The following is a 15,414-nucleotide window of genomic DNA, read 5'->3' as shown; positions in this document are numbered from 1 at the left end:
CCACCTCGGAGGACAGTGACCGACATCGTTACATGGGAGCGCTCCCAGTTCAATGGTGTGTCCACCGTGTTACGACAAGGCGCGAACTTCTCAGCGCATCAACGGATCAGCGGCGGGAAGAAGGTGGGGCATGAGATTGACACCGCTTGCCGGAGCGGCCGTGGCCGCCGCCCTGGGTGTACGCCTGGTTCGTGCGCGACGACAGCGTTCCCTCCACCCGCTCGGCCGCTCGATGGCCGGTGAACTGGAGGTATGGGGCTGCCCGCGTCCGGCCGGCGCCGAGTTGCTCGACCGGCCGGCGCGGCACGCGGTGATCGTACGGCTGTCGAAGGGTCTGGGAACCCGCCGGGACCGGCCCGACGTCCGCGGGATCGCCATCCGGATCCCGGGGCCGGACCGGCCGTTCGACCTCCTGCTCTCCACCGTCGGTCCCGGGCGATGGGGGCGCCGGGTGCCGATGCCGCGCCGCACGTTCGACGCCGACTACGGCTCGATCGCCGCCTACCGGGCCGGTGCCGGCCGCCTCTATCTGGCCGCCGGGCCGGATCCGGACGGCACGCCGGTGGGTGACGACATCGAACTGGTCGGGCGGGCGCCCGCCGACCTGCTGCTCTACGCCGTCCGCGACAGCGGTGCGGAGGCCTTCGGGCGGGTGCGCCTCGGTGACCTGCTGGACCGGGACACCGACGCGGCGCTCAGCTTCGACCCGATCCGCAACTCGTCACCGGACCTGCACCCGACCGGCCTGCTGCACGGGGTCCGGGCTCTCGCCTACCCGGCGAGCCAGCGCTGGCGCGGCGCGGTTCCCGCCGGGGAGACCGCCGCTGGACAAAGACTGTAAAGCTACTTAATAATTAGCCCTCCGTCGATCTATGCGGAGGATCCCCTTGCGCCGCACCCGTTCCCTCATCCTGTCCATGGCCGCGGCGGCAATCGCCGCCGGCCTCGCCCTCTTCGCCGTCAGCCCGGCCTCCGCGGCCGCCACCACCGCCACCTTCGCCAAGACGTCCGACTGGGGTTCGGGCTGGCAGGGCGAGTACACGATCACCAACGGCGGCACGTCCGCCATCACCTCGTGGCGGGTCGAGTTCGACCTGCCGGCCGGCACCGGTGTCGGCTCCTACTGGGACGCGCTGCTCACCAGCTCCGGGCAGCACTTCACCTTCACCAACCGGTCCTGGAACGGCACCGTCGCACCCGGTGCGTCAGTCAAGTTCGGCTTCCTCGGTACGGGACCCGCCGCGCCGACCGGATGCAAACTCAACGGTGTGTCCTGCACCGGCACCACCGGCCCGTCCCCGTCGCCGTCCAAGTCCCCCTCGCCGTCCCCGTCGGTCAGCACGCCGCAGCAGCCGGGTACCACCCCGGTGGCCCGCAACGGTCAGCTCAAGGTGTGCGGACGGCAGCTCTGCAACGCGCAGGGCAAGGCGATCCAGCTGCGTGGCATGAGCACGCACGGCCTGCAGTGGTATTCCAGCTGTGTCAACGACGCCTCCCTGGACGTACTCGCCAGGGAATGGAACGCCGACATCCTGCGGATCTCGATGTACATCCAGGAGGGCGGCTACGAGACCGACCCGGCCGGCTTCACCGCCAAGGTCAACGACTACATCGAGAAGGCCACCGCGCGCGGCATGTACGCCATCGTCGACTGGCACATGCTCAGCCCCGGCGACCCCAACTTCAACCTGGCCCGTGCCAAGACCTTCTTCCAGCAGATCGCCGCACGGCACAAGGACAAGACCAACGTTCTGTACGAGATCGCGAACGAGCCGAGCGACGTGCACTGGTCGGCCATCAAGTCGTACGCGGATCAGCTCATCCCGGTGATCCGGGCCCAGGACCCGGACGGCGTCGTGCTGGTCGGCACCGAGGACTGGTCCTCGCTCGGTGCCTCCGGCGACGGCCAGGGCGTGTCCCGCATCCTGGCCAACCCGGTGAACGCCACCAACATCATGTACACGTTCCACTTCTACGCCGCCTCGCACGACGACTACTACCTGAACACCTTCCGGGACGCGATCAGCAGGCTTCCGATGTTCGTCACCGAGTTCGGCACCCAGGAGGCCACCGGCGACGGCGGCAACAACTTCGCCCGCGCCCAGCAGTATCTCGACCTGATGGCCCAGAACAAGGTGAGCTGGGTGAACTGGAACTATTCCGACGACATGCGTACCGGCGCGGTCTTCACCCAGGGCACCTGCGCGGCCGGGGCGTACTCCGGAACCGCCCCCCTCAAGGCGGCCGGCACCTGGATCCGCGACCGCATCCGTACCGCGGACGACTTCTGATCCCGAACGGCGCCTGATGCCGGCGGCGCGCATCCTCCCCGGGTGCGCGCCGCCGGCACCCCCTATGATCGGCTCATGACCTACCGAAAGGGCGCCGCGCGCCTCGCACCGTGATGAGCCCGGCCCCGGCGTCGCCGCGGGACCTACGGGAATGGCTGGAGACGAGCCTCACCTCGGGTGACGTCCTGGCCGCCGGCAGCGACGTGCGGTCCCACGTCTTCCATTGGGTGCGTGCCGAGCGGGACGGCCCGCTGACCCGCCAGCTGCTGGCCTTCACGACCGACCGGCGCGCATCGGTACGCCGGGCGCTCTTCGAGTTGTTCGACGACCTCGGTTTCGCCCGTGGCGCCTGGCCCGTGGTCGCCGACGCTGCCGAGGCCGCTCTGCGGGACGAGGATCCGCGGGTGCGGCGTATCGCGGCGGCTGTGTTCGCGCACGTCGCCGAGCCCGGCCGGGTGTTCGAGGTGCTCATCGCCTCGCCCGATCCTGCTGTCCGGATCGCTCTCGCTGAGGCGGCGCGGCACGAACTGGCACGCCATCCGGCCGTCGTGGAGCGTCTGCGCTCCGATCCGGTCGCCGCGGTCCGGTTGCTCGCCGTCGTCGCGGCGTTCAGCGAGGACGACCCCGCTGCGTGGCCGGCGCTGGACGAGGCGGCCCGTGCCGAGCTCGAAGGGTGCACCGGTGTACTGGGGGTGGAGGGCCGCCCGTTCTCGTGCACCGCGGCCGGGCACTGGTCCCGCGCGCTGACCGGCCTCGACCGCGAGGAGGACTGTTACCGGTGGGCGGAACGCCTGACAGGCCGATCAGAAGCGGCACAGATCAAGCTCGAGGGCGTACGCATGTCGCGCGCGGCGATGCGTGTGTGGCGAGCCGCGCCCGCCCGGTTGACGCCGGCTCTCGCACCCCTGCTGCGCGACGACTGCGACGAGGTACGGTCGGCGGCGCTGCGAGCGCTGACAGCGTCACTCACCGCCTCCCGCCTGGCCGCCGACGAGCTGGTGGCGGTACTGGACGATCCCGAGCTGGGTGCACCGGCGGCCACTGCGCTGGGTCGTGCAGGCGACGGCCGCGCGATGCCGTACCTGGTCCGGCTGATGCTGACGGGCAGCGACGAGCCGGGTCTGGGCGAGGCGTTCCGGGAACTCGCCGGGGCGGGGGCCGATCCGCGAGAACCGGTCGCCGCCGCCCGGCGTGTCCTGGCCGCGCAGCCGGACTCCAGCGAGCCGGATCTGCCGATGCGGGTGCTGGCAGCGTTCGGCCCGGCCGCCGCTCCCGTACTCCCGGAACTCATCGCCCGGCTCGAAGGAGCCGAGAACGACACACCGGACCGGACGATTCACGTCCTGGGACGGATCGGGCCCGCCGCCGCGGCCGCGGCACCACTGTTGCGGCAGTATCCGACAGTGGGCGCGACACTCGCCCTGCTCCGGATCACCTCCGACCGGACGGTGGCCGAGCGGTATCTCGCGGGCCGGCCGGAGGAACTTCGCCGCGGCGGGATCTCGGCGGCGATGCTGACCTGGCTTGTCGAGCACGGCGGCCTCGACGCCCGTCAGCAGGGACAGTTGCGCAGCGCCTTCCGCAATCCGGGGTCCGGGCAGGTCGACACGGCCGGCGCCCGGTGGCTCCATGAGGGTCCCGCGATCGCGGATGAACTGCTGGAGGTGTTACCTCAGTACCTGTCGAACGACCTGTACGGGACCAGGGTCCTGCGCGTGCTCGCGGCGATGGGCCCGTACGCGCGGCCGATCCTCGACCGGCTGGACGCGTTCGCCTCGTCGCGGCACCGCGCCGGGATGAACCTCGGCGACGAGGACACCGAGATGCGCGCCGACGAGACGCTGCTGGCCGCGGTCGTGGCGGCCCGCCGGCAGATCGCCGGATGAGACGGCGCCGGATGCCGCGCTTGCATCTCAAGCGGCTTGAGATCGCATAGTGGCGCTGTGAACACGAACGAGCTCTACGCCATCGGGGACGTCGCCCGGCGGACCGGTCTCAGCGTCAGCGCCGTCCGGTACTACGCCGATGCCGGTGTCGTCACGCCGACCGTCAGCACCCCGGCCGGCCACCGCCTGTACGACGTGTCGGCCATCGCCCGCCTCGAACTGGTCCGTACCCTCCGCGAACTCGACGCGAGCCTGGACGACGTGCGGCGGGTGCTCGGCGGGGAGGCGACGCTGTCCGAGCTGGCCGCCACCCATCTGGCCCTGCTCGAAGGCCAGGAGGCGCGCCTGCGCAGCCGTCGCGCGGTGCTGTCGGCCATCGTGCGGCAGAACTCCACCGCCGAGCAGGTGACGCTGATGCACAAGCTGGCCGGCATGTCCGACGAGGAACGCGATCGGCTCATCGACGAGTTCTGGGCCGAGGTCTCCACCGGCTGGGAACCCCCGGAGCGGATGCTCGCCTGGTGGCGGGCGGCCCGGCCGGAACTTCCCGACCATCCCACCGCCGCCCAGCTGGGGGCGTGGATCGAACTGGCCGAACTGGTCGGTGATGCCGAGACCCGCAAGGCCGTGCGCCATGAGCTGCACGAGGCGTGCACCACCGGGGCCGGACCGCTGATGACCACCTCGCCGATGCTCGACCGGCTGGAGGCGGCGCAGCCGATCGGTCAGGAGGTGATGGACGCGGCGGCGGAGGGGGTTCCGCCGGACGCCCCACGGGCACGGGACATCGCCGACCGCTGGATGCGATGGCTGACGGGAATCTTCGCCACCCCGCACAGCCCCGGAATCCCGGACACCCGGGAGTTCCGGCTCCAGGCAGCCGACCACATGCTGAGGGGTGCGGAGTGGGACCGCACACCGCCCGAGCCGCAGGGACCGTACGACCGTTACATGGCGCTGGTCACCGAGGTGAACGGCACCACGGAGGAACGGTTCCCCTTCGAGTGGCTGGCCTCGGCGTTACGCGCGTCGGCTCACCCGCTGAAGTTGAACCCGACGTAGCCGAAGCCCTGCGCCTTCAGGTAGAGCTGCCACCGCTCGCCGGGTTCCACGCCCGTGAGCAGGCGGTTCCAGGCGCCGTTGTCGTTGAGGTAAACCCAGCCGCCGCCCCGGTCGCCGGCACCGCGGCGGTGGTTCCGAGGTGTCCGGGCTGGTCAGGATGACGGGCCAATGGATCGACGACCCGAACGACCCGGAGATCGCCGAGGACGCGATCCTGCAGTCCTCAGCCGTCAGCCCCGGGAGTGGACCACCGCCGGATGTCGCCGCCCGGCGGGACCTTCGGCCCATGGGGAGGGCCGAAAGGCCCATGGGCGCTGCGCGTCTTGCCGGGCGACCGCGGCAGCGAACCCTCCAGGAATCGGCCTGACCAGGTGCTTTCACCGGCTGTGCAGCACCGCTGTCTCAAGCCGCCGGAGACAGCGGTGCTGCACAGCCGGATCTTCGACGTCACCGCCGAGGTGGCCTACGAATTCGCGGCCGACGTGATCGGGGCCCGGTCCCACACCATCGCGGATGCCATCGCGTCGTCGTCGACCACCGGGACGCCCGCGTAGGCGTCGCCGTTCCGGCGGGAGTTCCCGGCGCCCGGTACGACGAACTTGTAGCCCACCTGGCGGACCGTGCCGATCATCGTCTCGCAGTGCGGTCCGAGTTTCGCCCGCAGACGACGGACGTGCACATCCACCGTGCGGGAGCCGCCGAAGTAGTCGTAGCCCCAGACCTCGCGCAGCAGCTGATCGCGGCTGAACACCCGGCCGGGTCGCTGGGCGAGGAACCTGAGCAGTTCGAACTCCTTGTAGGTCAGCGCCAGGGACTCGCCGCGCAGCCTGGTCGTGTAGCTGTGCGGGTCGATGGTCAGGTCACCGACGCGGATCATCTCCTGCCCGCTCGTCGTCCCGGCCTCGCGCCGCTTCACCACCATGCTCAGCCGCGTCTCCACCTCCGTCGGACCGGCGGTGGTCAGGAGGAAGTCGTCGACGCACCAGTCGGCCGCGACGGACACCAGGCCGGCTTCGCGAAGCAGGGCGATCAGCGGCGCATCGGGCACGTGCGCCCGGATCAGACGGCATGTCGCGCGGGCATGGTTGAGCTGGTCACTGGCGTCGACCAGAACCGCGGCCACGTGCGGGCCCTTGATCGCCTCGGCCCAGGCGTCCGGCGCCGCGGTCTGGACCGCGTGCGGCAGCAGATCCAGTGCGGGCAACACGTCGAGACGGCTGTCGGTCAGCAGGACAATGTTCATGACACCCTTCCGTGGCACCCTGAAGCGCGCGGACGCCGCCCGCGGAAGGGCGTGCCGGCCGGTGGTGCTGCGCTTGCCCGCACGTTAGTTGCGGACTGTTACCGGCGGATATCGTGCGTGCGCCGCCGTTGAACCGGGTGCCGTGGGTGTTCCGGCCTCCACCTATCGGCTCTTGATCATCCGATGGTCGGCGGAGCGACGCCCGGCGGTGATCCGGCCAGGATAGGTCTCATGATCATGAACGACGAGGCCCGGACCGTACGGTCCCGCGGCGAGCGGCACCGCGGTCCCGCCGGCGCCCTGATGGCGTTCGCCGTGCTGCTCTGCCTCGCCGGGTACACGTTCGCCGACTCGGCCTACCTCATGTCGAACAACTGCTTCGACGACACCGGTCAGATCGTCTGCCCGGCCGGCGGACCCGGCTGGCTGCGACCGCTGCCGGGTTACGCGGTGCTCGCGGGTGTGGTCGCCGGGTTCGCCGGCCTCGCCGTCGGCCGTCCGCTCCGCAGGCCCGCACTCGTCATCGGGTTCGGCCTGGTCGCCGCCGCGCTGATCTGCGGCCGGGTGCTGGCGGTGTAGCGGTCAGGCCGTCCGGATGATTCGCAGGCAGCGGCGTTCCAGCATCACGGCGGCGATCCAGAAGTGCCGGAACGCCGGGTTACGGGTCTGCCGGTGGTAGTAGCGGTAGTAGATCTGCTGGACGATCCCGGCGAGCCGGAACAGGCCGAAGACCTCGTGGAACGCGGTGAGCTCGAGACCCGTACGCCGGTGGTAGTGATCGATGACCTCACGGCGGGTCAGCATGCCGGGCGTGTGGGTGGGCTGGCGCCGGAACGCCCGGAAGAGGAACCCGTCGTCGGCCTGCACCCAGTAGGCGAGCGAACTGCCGAGGTCCATCAGCGGGTCGCCGATGGTGGCCATCTCCCAGTCGAGCAGGGCGATCGGGCGGGCCGGGTCGCCGGGTGCGAAGACCACGTTGTCGAACCGGAAGTCGTTGTGGATCAGGCAGCTGCCGCTGTCGGCCGGCTGGTTGGCGTCCAGCCAGCGGATCACCTTCTCGAACGAGCCGACGTTGCGGGTCCGGGCCCGGCGGTAGCGTTCGGACCAGCCGGCCACCTGCCGGGCCACGTAACCGTCGCCACGCCCGAGACCGTCGAGCCCGGCCGCGGCCGGGTCGATGCCGTGCAGATCGACCAGCAGGTCGATCACCCGCGTGCAGAGCTGCCTGACCTCGCCGGGTGGCAGGTCGACGCCGAGCTCCTTGCGCGGGATGCGGCCCTCGACGCGCTCCATCACGTAGAACGGCGAGCCGATCACCGACTCGTCCTCGCAGAGCGCCACCATCTTCGGCACGTACGGGAAGACCGGCGCCAGGGCGGACTGGATCCGGTACTCACGTGCCATGTCGTGCGCGGTCGCCGCTTTCCGGCCCGCCGGCGGGCGCCGCAGGATCAGCTCACGGTCCGGGTACTTCAGCAGGTAGGTGAGGTTGGAGGCGCCGCCGCGGAACTGCCGCACCTCGGGCGTCTGATTCGAGCCGAGCCACGCCGTCACCGCTGCGACGTCGAAGGCGTCCTCGGCCCTGACCGGGGTGGTCACACCATCTTCCGTACGACCGAGAGGGGAAGCAGCCGCATCGCGGCGCCGACCGGAACCCAGGGCCACGCCGGCACGTACGCCTTGGCCTTGCGTTTCTCGATGGCGGCGACCATCGCGCGGACGCCCGTCGCGGTGTCGACCATGAACGGGGTCTTCTGCTGGACGTGCTCGTTCATCTCCGACCGGATGTACCCGGGGTAGATCACCGACACGTCGACGCCGGGGATGCGCTCGGAACGCAGCCCTTCGGCGAGCGCGGCGACACCCGCCTTGGTGGCGGCGTACGTGGTCATCGATTTGCGCATGCCACGCAGCGCCGACATCGACGAGATGATCACCAGGTGGCCGCGTTTCTGAGCCCGGAAGATCTCCAGCGCCGCCTCGGACTGGGCGAGCGCACCGAGGAAGTTGACCCGCGCGGTGTCCCGGTTCGCGTCGGCGCGGCCGGTGCCGAGCGGTGCGCCCTTACCGAGTCCGGCGTTCACGACGACCCGGTCGATGCGGCCGAACTCGGCGGCGAACTCGCGGAAGACCGTGAACACCGCCTCGTCGTCGGTGACGTCGAGCTGCCTCACGGCGACCTTGGTCGGCAGTTCGGCGCGCAGTGCCTCGAGACGGTCGACGCGGCGCGCACACAGGGCCAGGTCGTAGCCGAGGGCGGCGAACTGGCGGGCCATCTCCTCGCCGAGGCCGGCGCTGGCCCCGGTGATCAGGACGACTCCCTTACTCATGCGTCGCCTCCGCACGTTCGTCGCGGCGCAGCTTGGCACCAAGAGCGAACATCCGGCGGTCGTAGAGGAACCGGGCGAACCGCTTGGCCCGGTACGCGGTCCGGCCGTCCGAATCCGGCAGGATCAGGAACTTGCGGGCGTCCACCGCACGGATCACCCGGACGGCGATCTCGTCGGCGCCCCGCCGGGCCTCGTTGATCAGCCGTACCGCGCCCGCCTCCATCTGCGGATCGTCACCCGACAACGACTGCGCCAGGTTGGTACGGAAGAACGACGGGCACACCACCGACACGCTCACACCCCACGGCCCCAGCTCGTAGCGCAGCGATTCCGACAACGCCACCACCGCCGCCTTACTGGCGTTGTAGCTGCTCATTGACGGCGGGTGCATCAGTCCGGCGGCCGACGCCACGTTCACGATGTGGCCGGAACCCTGCTCCTTGAACAGCGGCGTGAAGGTACGGCAGCCGTTGACCGCGCCGAGCACGTTGACCGACAGCACCCGCTGCCAGTGGTCGGCGCTGAGCCGGTCGATGCGGCCGCCCGCGGCGATACCCGCGTTGTTGACGAGCACGTCCAGGCCGCCGAACTCGTCACGGACCCGTTCCAGGGCGCTCGCCCAGTCGGCCTCCGAGGTGATGTCGAGGCGGTGTGCGGCCGACGCGGCCACATCGGTGACCAGTACCCGGTCACCGCGCTCGGCGAACCGGGCGGCCAGGGCGGCACCGAGACCGGACGCGCCGCCGGTGATCAGAACACGTTTCATCGGGTTGCTCCATGTGCGGCTAGTTCGAGTCGGGCGACCAGCCCGCGGTGGACCTCGTCGGGGCCGTCGGCGATCCGCACCGCGCGGGCCGCCGTCCATGCCCCGGCCAGGGGGAAGTCGCTGGACAGTCCGGCACCGCCGTGGATCTGCATGGCGAAGTCGATCACCTGCTGGGCCACGTTCGGTGCGAGGATCTTGATCTGGCTCACCTCGGACACCGCCGCGAGCGGGCCGCCGGTGTCGAGTTTCCAGGCCGCGTGCAGGATCAGCAGGCGGGCCGCGTTGATGGCGATGCGGGCGTCGGCGACGCGTTCCCGGTTCCCGCCCAGATTCATGATCGGCTTGCCGAAGGCGGTCCGGGACAGGCCCCGCTCGCAGGCCAGATGCAGCGCCCGCTCGGCCAGGCCGATCATGCGCATGGCGTGGTGGACGCGTCCCGGCCCGAGGCGGCCCTGCGCGATCTCGAAGGCCCGGCCGGGACCGGCGATGATGTTGGCGGCCGGGACGCGTACGCCGGTGAACGACACCTCACCGTGCCCGAACGGCTCGTCGAGGAAGCCCATGGTGTCCAGCATCCGCTCGACCTTCACCCCGGGGGTGTCGATCGGGACGAGAACCATGGAGTGGCGGGCGTGCCGCTGTGCGTCCGGGTCGGTGAGGCCCATCACGATCAGTATCCGGCAGTCCGGGTGGCCGACGCCGGTGGTCCACCACTTGCGGCCGTCGAGCACCACCTCGTCACCGTCGAGAACCGCGGTGAGTTCCATGTTCGTGGCGTCCGACGAGGCGACGCCGGGTTCGGTCATGGCGAAGCCGCTGCGGATCTTGCCGTCAAGCAGGGGTCCCAGCCAGCGGTCGCGCTGCGCGGCGGAGCCGTACCGCAGCAGTACCTCCATGTTGCCGGTGTCCGGGGCGTTGCAGTTGAACACGTACGGCGCCAGGAACGACCAGCCCGTTGCCTCGGCGATCGGCGCGTAGTCGACGTTGCTCAGGCCGTCGTGATCGGCCGGCAGGAACAGGTTCCACAGGCCACGGGCCCGGGCGCGGCTCTGCAGCTCGCGCACCTCGGCCGGCACCTGCCAGACCGGCGGCCGGCCGGTCCGCCGGGCGTGCGCGGCGCGTGCCTCGAGCTCGTGTTCCACCGGCGCGACCTCGTCGGCGATGAAGGCCCGCACCGCCTCGGTGAGTTCGGCGGCGCGCCCGGAGGGGGAGAAGTCCATGCCCACACCGTAGAACCCGGCCTTCGACGGGTCTTGATCCAAAGCGACAACAATGTGATGCGGTACGACCGGAGCAGCTTCCCGCCGCCCGGTGAGCCCCGCGTCGGTGAGGAGCCGGATCACCCGGGCCGGTTCCCCACGCTCCTGCTCGCCCTGATGATGGTGACGGGGTCGAAGCCAGTAGTGGCCACCGCCGCCCCGCCGAGCACCCACTACACGGGCGCCCTCCCAAACGGCGGCACCTGGGTCGCCGAGGTGCCGGCCCGCTGGAACGGCACACTCGTGCTGTTCAGCCACGGGTTCGGCACTCCCGAAGCGATCGACGCGCCTACCCCGAAGTACAGCGGGCGATGCTCGGCCGCGGGTACGCCCTGGTTGGCTCTGGCCGTTGTGTCGGGGTGGTTGAGGCAGCGGTGGTGCGGAGCTGGGTTTTGGGGCTGGATCTGGTTGTTGTGTCGGGGTGGTTGGGGCAGGGGCGTGTGTGGCTGGGGGTTTGTGGCTGGGGGTCTCGGCGTAGCTGAGACAACGGTGAGAGCCAGCTGGGGGTTAAGGGATCAGGGCGGCTGTGCGGGCCGCGTCGCCCCAGGACAGGGTGAAGCCCGCCCCGCCATGGCCGTAACAGGCGAACACCGGGCGGTCGTGGCCGGGCACCGCCTCCAGGCGTACCGTCGGCCGGCCCGGCCGCAGGCCCACCGCCCGCGACAGCACCGGCTGCCCCGCCAGCTCCGGCACCATGGCGGTCACCCGGCGCAGGATCGCCGCCTCGGTTTCCGGGACGATCCGCTCGTCCCAGGCCCCGGTGTCCCCGGTGCCACCGCAGACCACGTCGTCGCGGCGCGGCACCACGTAGGTGAGACCGTCCGGATGGTCGGCGTCGGTGAACCACTCGGTGAGGCCGGGATTGGCCAGCCGCACCACCTGCCCGCGGATCGGGAAGCACTCGTCGTCGTCGCCGAGCAGCGCCGCCGACCTCAGCCCGGCCGCCACCACCAGCGCGTCCGGCTCGTCGGTCCGCAGCACCTCGTCTACCGAAGCCGCCTCGGCCACCCGGAAACCGACACCGAGCGCCGCCACGGTCTCGCGCAGCCAGTTCAGGTAGACGCCGGTCTCGACCAGCGGCACCGTGCACCGCACACCGGTCGCGCCGGCCGGCAGGTCGGCGGGATCGGCGGGGCCGGTCCGCGGAACGGCCCGCGTCCACGACGTGTCCGGGTGGGGCCGCCGGGACAGCACCGTGCCGGGACGCATGTGCACACCGGTTCGCGGATCAGCGGCCAGCCGCTCCAGCCGCCGGTAGGTGACCGCGGCCGAATCAAGTACCCGGGTGGAATGGTCGACGTCGTGCGGGAACCAGATCGCCGCCGCTACGCCGGACACGCTCGCCGTCGCCTCCCGTGCCGCGACGACGCGGACGGTGTGCCCGGCTGTCGCCAGCTCATGGGCGATGCTCAGGCCGATCACCCCGGCGCCCACCACCGTCACGCTGCCCACGGGATCACACGATAGCGTCACGCCATGATCGAGAAGGCGCGCGTCGCTGTCGTCGGGGTCGGCAACAACACGTCAGCGCTGGTGCAGGGCATTCATCTGTACCGGCGGACCGGGCACGTGGTGGGCGTACGCAGTCCGGAGATCTCTGGTCTCGGGGTCGGTGACGTCGATGTGGTCGCGGCCTTCGCGGTCTCCGCCGGCAAGGTGGGACGGGATCTGCACGAGGCGATCTTCGCCTCGCCGAACAACTTCCCACGGCTCGCCACCGACCTGCCGCCCGCCGGCGTCGTCGTCCAGGCCGGTCTGACCGACGAGACCGGCGTCGAGCGGATCGCCGGGCTGCTCGGCGAGGCCGAGGTGGTGCTCTACTCGGCACCGAGCGGCCGCCCCGGCATCGCCCGCGCCTACGCCGAGGCGGCACTGCTCGCCGGCGCCGGGTTCATCAACACCACGGCTGATCCGGTCGCGCGTGACCGTACCCTCATGGAGCGCTTCGAGGCCGACGGCCTGCCGTTGATCGGCGACGACCTGGCCAGCCAGTTCGGCACGTCGGTCGTGCACGGGACGTTGCTGCGGCTGCTTGCCGAGCGCGGTCTCACCCTGGTCAGCTCTTACCAGGTCAACCTCGGCGGTACGGAGGACATCCGCAACCTGGTCGAGCATCCCGGCAGCAAGAATCAGTCGAAGAGGAACGCGCTGGGCGGCGACGAACGGGTCGGGCTGGCCCCGCTCGGCTATCTGCCGCACCTGGGTTCGCAGAAGGTCTCCCACCTCAACATCGAGGCGCTGGGCTGGGCCGGAACCGAGGTCAGTCTCGACGTCAAGCTCCGGGTCCACGACCCCAGCGGTGCCGCCGGCGTCAACATCGACCTGCTCCGGGTCGCGGCCGCCGCCCGTCGTGCCGGCCGCGGCGGTTACCCGGCCGAGACGGCCGCACTGCTCAAGTCCCCGCCGGGTTCGGCGGTCTGAGCCGAGATCCCGCTCGACGCCGTGCCGGTCGCGTGTGGCTAGTCTGCGGCCATGGCTTTGACCCCGGACGATTTCTACCAGCATGCGCTCGCGGCTGCGGACACCGAGCGGCGCCTTCCCCTGTCCCGGATGACGGGCTGGGAGATCAGCCCTTTCGAGCAGGACGGACTGCGTGTCACCCCGCTCCGGCCTCCGGTGGTGCCCGAACCTTCGCGGCACGGCGAGGATCCCGCCGGGTGCGGCATGTGTGACGACCGGGACAAGGGCATCTGGTTCAACGAACGCTGGCGGCTGCAGCGGGTTCGGAGTTCCGGGGTGCCGCTGGTGCTGATGCTCTACCCGCGTGACCACTACGACCTGGCCGACCTGCCCGACGAGATGGCCGCCGAGCTGGGCCTCCTGGGCACCCGTGTGGTCCGGCACATGCAGGCGCTGCCGCACATCTCTCGGGCCCACATGTACCGGTTCGGCGACGGTGCCGCCCATCTGCACCTGTGGTTCTTCGCCCGGCCCGCGGGCCAGACCCAGTTGTACGGATCGTGGCTGCTCGTCTGGGACGACCTGCTGCCGGAGTACCCGGCGGACCTGGCCGACGCGGACGCCGCACTGGTCGCCGACGCACTGGTCGCCTCCTCCGGCGGCTCCCGTACCCCGCTGTCCGGCCTCACACCCGAGGATCAGGCCGGCTGAAGGTCGCTGTCGTCCGGCACGGCCGGGGGAGCCGCCGGCGTGCCGGCCATCACCCAGCGGCCCCGGCCCTGCCTCTTGGCCTCGTACATCGCCATGTCGGCGGTACGCAGGACGTCGCTGTCCCGGGTGGGGGTGTCCGAGCCGTACGCGGCGATGCCGACGCTGGCACCGACGTCGAGCGGTTTGCCGGCGTACCGGATCGGCTGGCTCACGTCGCCGAGCACGCGTTCGGCGAGCCGGATCGCGTCGGCCTCGGGCAGGTCCGGGCAGAACAGCACGAATTCGTCGCCGCCCAGCCGGACCACCAGGTCGGTGGCGCGGACCGCGCCGGACAGGCGCTGCGCGACGGTGGACAGGACCAGGTCGCCGGCCTGGTGCCCGTGGGTGTCGTTGACCTCCTTGAAGCCGTCCAGGTCGACGTAGAGGACCGCCACGGGCCCCGAACGCTGCGGCAGGACCCGTTCGAGTTCGTCGGTGAGGACGGTGCGGTTCGCCAACCCGGTCAGCGGGTCATGCCTGGCCTGGTAGGCGAGCTGCGCCTGGGCCCTCTCCTGCTCGCGGACCGCGATGGTGAACCGGGTGAGCACGAAGGCGGTGCTCAGCGCGGTCGCGATCAGTACGGCGACCGCGTTGACCTGGAGACCGGTCTTGACCAGGCTCAGTGTCGGCGCGGTAAGGAACGCCAGCCCGAGGAAGAGGACCCGGGACGGGTGCAGGACGTTGACGCGCTGCCCGGGGCGGGTCAGTTCGGCGCGCGCCGGGTGCATGCAGGCGGCGGTGATCAGGGCGTTGCCCAGCATGATCAGCGGGCCGATGCGGGCCACCAGGTCGTAATCCAAGAAGTACGGCAGCACGTTGTACGACACGTCGATGACCAGGTAGAGCACGACCGCACCGAGCAGCAGCCGGGTCGGTGCGCCGCGCTCACCCGGTGACAGGGTGATGAAGAGGACCGCGGCGAGCAGCGCGACGTCGGCGATCGGGTAGAGCGCCGGCACGATCGTCTCGGCCAGGCCGTACCCGCTGCCCAGGCTGGGCATGATCAGGAACTGCCAGGCTGCCAGTGCGGCGGCCACGGTCAGGGTGAGCCCGTCGAGGACGGCACCGCGCAGCTGGCCGGGCGCCCGGCGGCGGGCCATCATGGTGAGCGCCACCGCGAGCAGCGGGTAACCGGCGAGCCAGAAGGCGTCGGCCACGCCGACCGGCGGGACCTTGGCGAGGTAGTAGTAGACCAGCTCGATCACGTCGCCGATCAGCCACAGCGTCTGGGCCATGGCCGCCGGCACCCATGGCCGCCGGTCGGGTCCGGACGGGGTCCGGACGACCGCCAGCCACGCCGCGGTGCACAGCGTCAGGTAGGTGGCGAGGTAGAGGATGTTGCCGACGGTGGTGTTGTACGTGATCACCAGTCCGGTGACAGCCGACACCGCGCCGCCGACGAACACCCAGATCTTGCGGGACTCCAT

At 70.9% G+C, this 15,414-nt stretch carries 14 protein-coding genes; 7 read left to right on the top strand and 7 right to left on the bottom strand.

Annotated elements, in window-relative coordinates; all coding sequences use genetic code 11:
- Positions 1-130: 130 nt before the first annotated feature.
- From AB0G04_RS26145 to AB0G04_RS26130, 4 genes are all read left to right on the top strand, one after another.
- Positions 131-841: a hypothetical protein gene (locus AB0G04_RS26145; protein WP_360987640.1), complete on the top strand. Its 711-nt coding sequence runs from the start codon at positions 131-133 to the stop codon at positions 839-841.
- 76 nt (positions 842-917) lie between these two features.
- A complete protein-coding gene (locus tag AB0G04_RS26140; protein WP_360987690.1) occupies positions 918-2,291 on the top strand; it encodes a cellulase family glycosylhydrolase in 1,374 nt (457 codons plus the stop codon).
- 113 nt (positions 2,292-2,404) lie between these two features.
- Complete coding sequence (locus AB0G04_RS26135; protein ID WP_360987638.1) at positions 2,405-4,177, top strand: HEAT repeat domain-containing protein; 1,773 nt, start codon at positions 2,405-2,407, stop codon at positions 4,175-4,177.
- 57 nt (positions 4,178-4,234) lie between these two features.
- The gene (locus tag AB0G04_RS26130; protein WP_360987636.1) at positions 4,235-5,239 is read left to right on the top strand and encodes a MerR family transcriptional regulator; all 1,005 of its coding nucleotides are present in this window, start codon (positions 4,235-4,237) and stop codon (positions 5,237-5,239) included.
- A 463-nt stretch (positions 5,240-5,702) separates the two neighbouring features.
- Here the strand turns inward: AB0G04_RS26130 and AB0G04_RS26125 are convergent, their stop codons facing one another.
- Positions 5,703-6,482 carry a response regulator transcription factor gene (locus AB0G04_RS26125; RefSeq protein ID WP_360987634.1) on the bottom strand — a complete coding sequence of 260 codons (780 nt, stop codon included), beginning with the start codon at positions 6,480-6,482 and terminating at the stop codon, positions 5,703-5,705.
- 231 nt (positions 6,483-6,713) lie between these two features.
- Here AB0G04_RS26125 and AB0G04_RS26120 point away from each other — a divergent pair, with 231 nt between their 5' ends.
- Positions 6,714-7,061, top strand: coding sequence for a hypothetical protein (locus AB0G04_RS26120; protein WP_360987632.1), 348 nt, complete (start codon positions 6,714-6,716; stop codon positions 7,059-7,061).
- 3 nt (positions 7,062-7,064) lie between these two features.
- Here the strand turns inward: AB0G04_RS26120 and AB0G04_RS26115 are convergent, their stop codons facing one another.
- The 5 genes from AB0G04_RS26115 to AB0G04_RS26095 all read right to left on the bottom strand — a co-directional run bounded on the left by AB0G04_RS26115 (position 7,065) and on the right by AB0G04_RS26095 (position 12,289).
- On the bottom strand, positions 7,065-8,081 hold the full coding sequence (locus AB0G04_RS26115; protein WP_360987630.1) for a phosphotransferase family protein: 1,017 nt from the start codon (positions 8,079-8,081) through the stop codon (positions 7,065-7,067).
- Positions 8,078-8,812: an SDR family oxidoreductase gene (locus AB0G04_RS26110; protein ID WP_360987628.1), complete on the bottom strand. Its 735-nt coding sequence runs from the start codon at positions 8,810-8,812 to the stop codon at positions 8,078-8,080. Before AB0G04_RS26110 ends, AB0G04_RS26115 begins: the two co-directional genes overlap by 4 nt.
- Complete coding sequence (locus tag AB0G04_RS26105; protein ID WP_360987626.1) at positions 8,805-9,578, bottom strand: SDR family NAD(P)-dependent oxidoreductase; 774 nt, start codon at positions 9,576-9,578, stop codon at positions 8,805-8,807. The genes AB0G04_RS26110 and AB0G04_RS26105 overlap by 8 nt, the downstream gene beginning before the upstream one ends.
- A complete protein-coding gene (locus AB0G04_RS26100; RefSeq protein ID WP_360987624.1) occupies positions 9,575-10,798 on the bottom strand; it encodes an acyl-CoA dehydrogenase family protein in 1,224 nt (407 codons plus the stop codon). The genes AB0G04_RS26105 and AB0G04_RS26100 overlap by 4 nt, the downstream gene beginning before the upstream one ends.
- Positions 10,799-11,344: 546 nt before the next feature.
- Positions 11,345-12,289 (bottom strand): FAD-dependent oxidoreductase, encoded by a 945-nt coding sequence (locus tag AB0G04_RS26095; RefSeq protein WP_360987622.1) that lies wholly within the window; start codon positions 12,287-12,289, stop codon positions 11,345-11,347.
- A gap of 24 nt (positions 12,290-12,313) precedes the next feature.
- Here AB0G04_RS26095 and AB0G04_RS26090 point away from each other — a divergent pair, with 24 nt between their 5' ends.
- A complete protein-coding gene (locus tag AB0G04_RS26090; RefSeq protein ID WP_360987620.1) occupies positions 12,314-13,258 on the top strand; it encodes an inositol-3-phosphate synthase in 945 nt (314 codons plus the stop codon).
- A 51-nt stretch (positions 13,259-13,309) separates the two neighbouring features.
- Positions 13,310-13,948 carry a hypothetical protein gene (locus AB0G04_RS26085; protein ID WP_360987618.1) on the top strand — a complete coding sequence of 213 codons (639 nt, stop codon included), beginning with the start codon at positions 13,310-13,312 and terminating at the stop codon, positions 13,946-13,948.
- Here AB0G04_RS26085 and AB0G04_RS26080 read toward each other — a convergent pair.
- Positions 13,936-15,414 carry a GGDEF domain-containing protein gene (locus AB0G04_RS26080; protein WP_360987616.1) on the bottom strand — a complete coding sequence of 493 codons (1,479 nt, stop codon included), beginning with the start codon at positions 15,412-15,414 and terminating at the stop codon, positions 13,936-13,938. The genes AB0G04_RS26085 and AB0G04_RS26080 overlap by 13 nt on opposite strands.

The sequence above is a fragment of the Actinoplanes sp. NPDC023801 genome, from assembly GCF_040639655.1.
GTDB lineage: Bacteria > Actinomycetota > Actinomycetes > Mycobacteriales > Micromonosporaceae > Actinoplanes.
Note: the sequence above shows the minus strand (reverse complement) of the source record. Positions and strands in the feature narration are given on the sequence as shown.

Bases quoted from the DNA above. Each gene is read 5' to 3' on its own strand.
- AB0G04_RS26145 (WP_360987640.1), top strand. From the start codon at position 131: ATGAGATTGACACCGCTTGCCGGAGCGGCCGTGGCCGCCGCCCTGGGT.
- AB0G04_RS26140 (WP_360987690.1), top strand. From the start codon at position 918: ATGGCCGCGGCGGCAATCGCCGCCGGCCTCGCCCTCTTCGCCGTCAGC.
- AB0G04_RS26135 (WP_360987638.1), top strand. From the start codon at position 2,405: ATGAGCCCGGCCCCGGCGTCGCCGCGGGACCTACGGGAATGGCTGGAG.
- AB0G04_RS26125 (WP_360987634.1), bottom strand. From the start codon at position 6,482: ATGAACATTGTCCTGCTGACCGACAGCCGTCTCGACGTGTTGCCCGCA.
- AB0G04_RS26120 (WP_360987632.1), top strand. From the start codon at position 6,714: ATGATCATGAACGACGAGGCCCGGACCGTACGGTCCCGCGGCGAGCGG.
- AB0G04_RS26110 (WP_360987628.1), bottom strand. From the start codon at position 8,812: ATGAGTAAGGGAGTCGTCCTGATCACCGGGGCCAGCGCCGGCCTCGGC.
- AB0G04_RS26105 (WP_360987626.1), bottom strand. From the start codon at position 9,578: ATGAAACGTGTTCTGATCACCGGCGGCGCGTCCGGTCTCGGTGCCGCC.
- AB0G04_RS26100 (WP_360987624.1), bottom strand. From the start codon at position 10,798: ATGGACTTCTCCCCCTCCGGGCGCGCCGCCGAACTCACCGAGGCGGTG.
- AB0G04_RS26090 (WP_360987620.1), top strand. From the start codon at position 12,314: ATGATCGAGAAGGCGCGCGTCGCTGTCGTCGGGGTCGGCAACAACACG.
- AB0G04_RS26085 (WP_360987618.1), top strand. From the start codon at position 13,310: ATGGCTTTGACCCCGGACGATTTCTACCAGCATGCGCTCGCGGCTGCG.
- AB0G04_RS26080 (WP_360987616.1), bottom strand. From the start codon at position 15,414: ATGGAGTCCCGCAAGATCTGGGTGTTCGTCGGCGGCGCGGTGTCGGCT.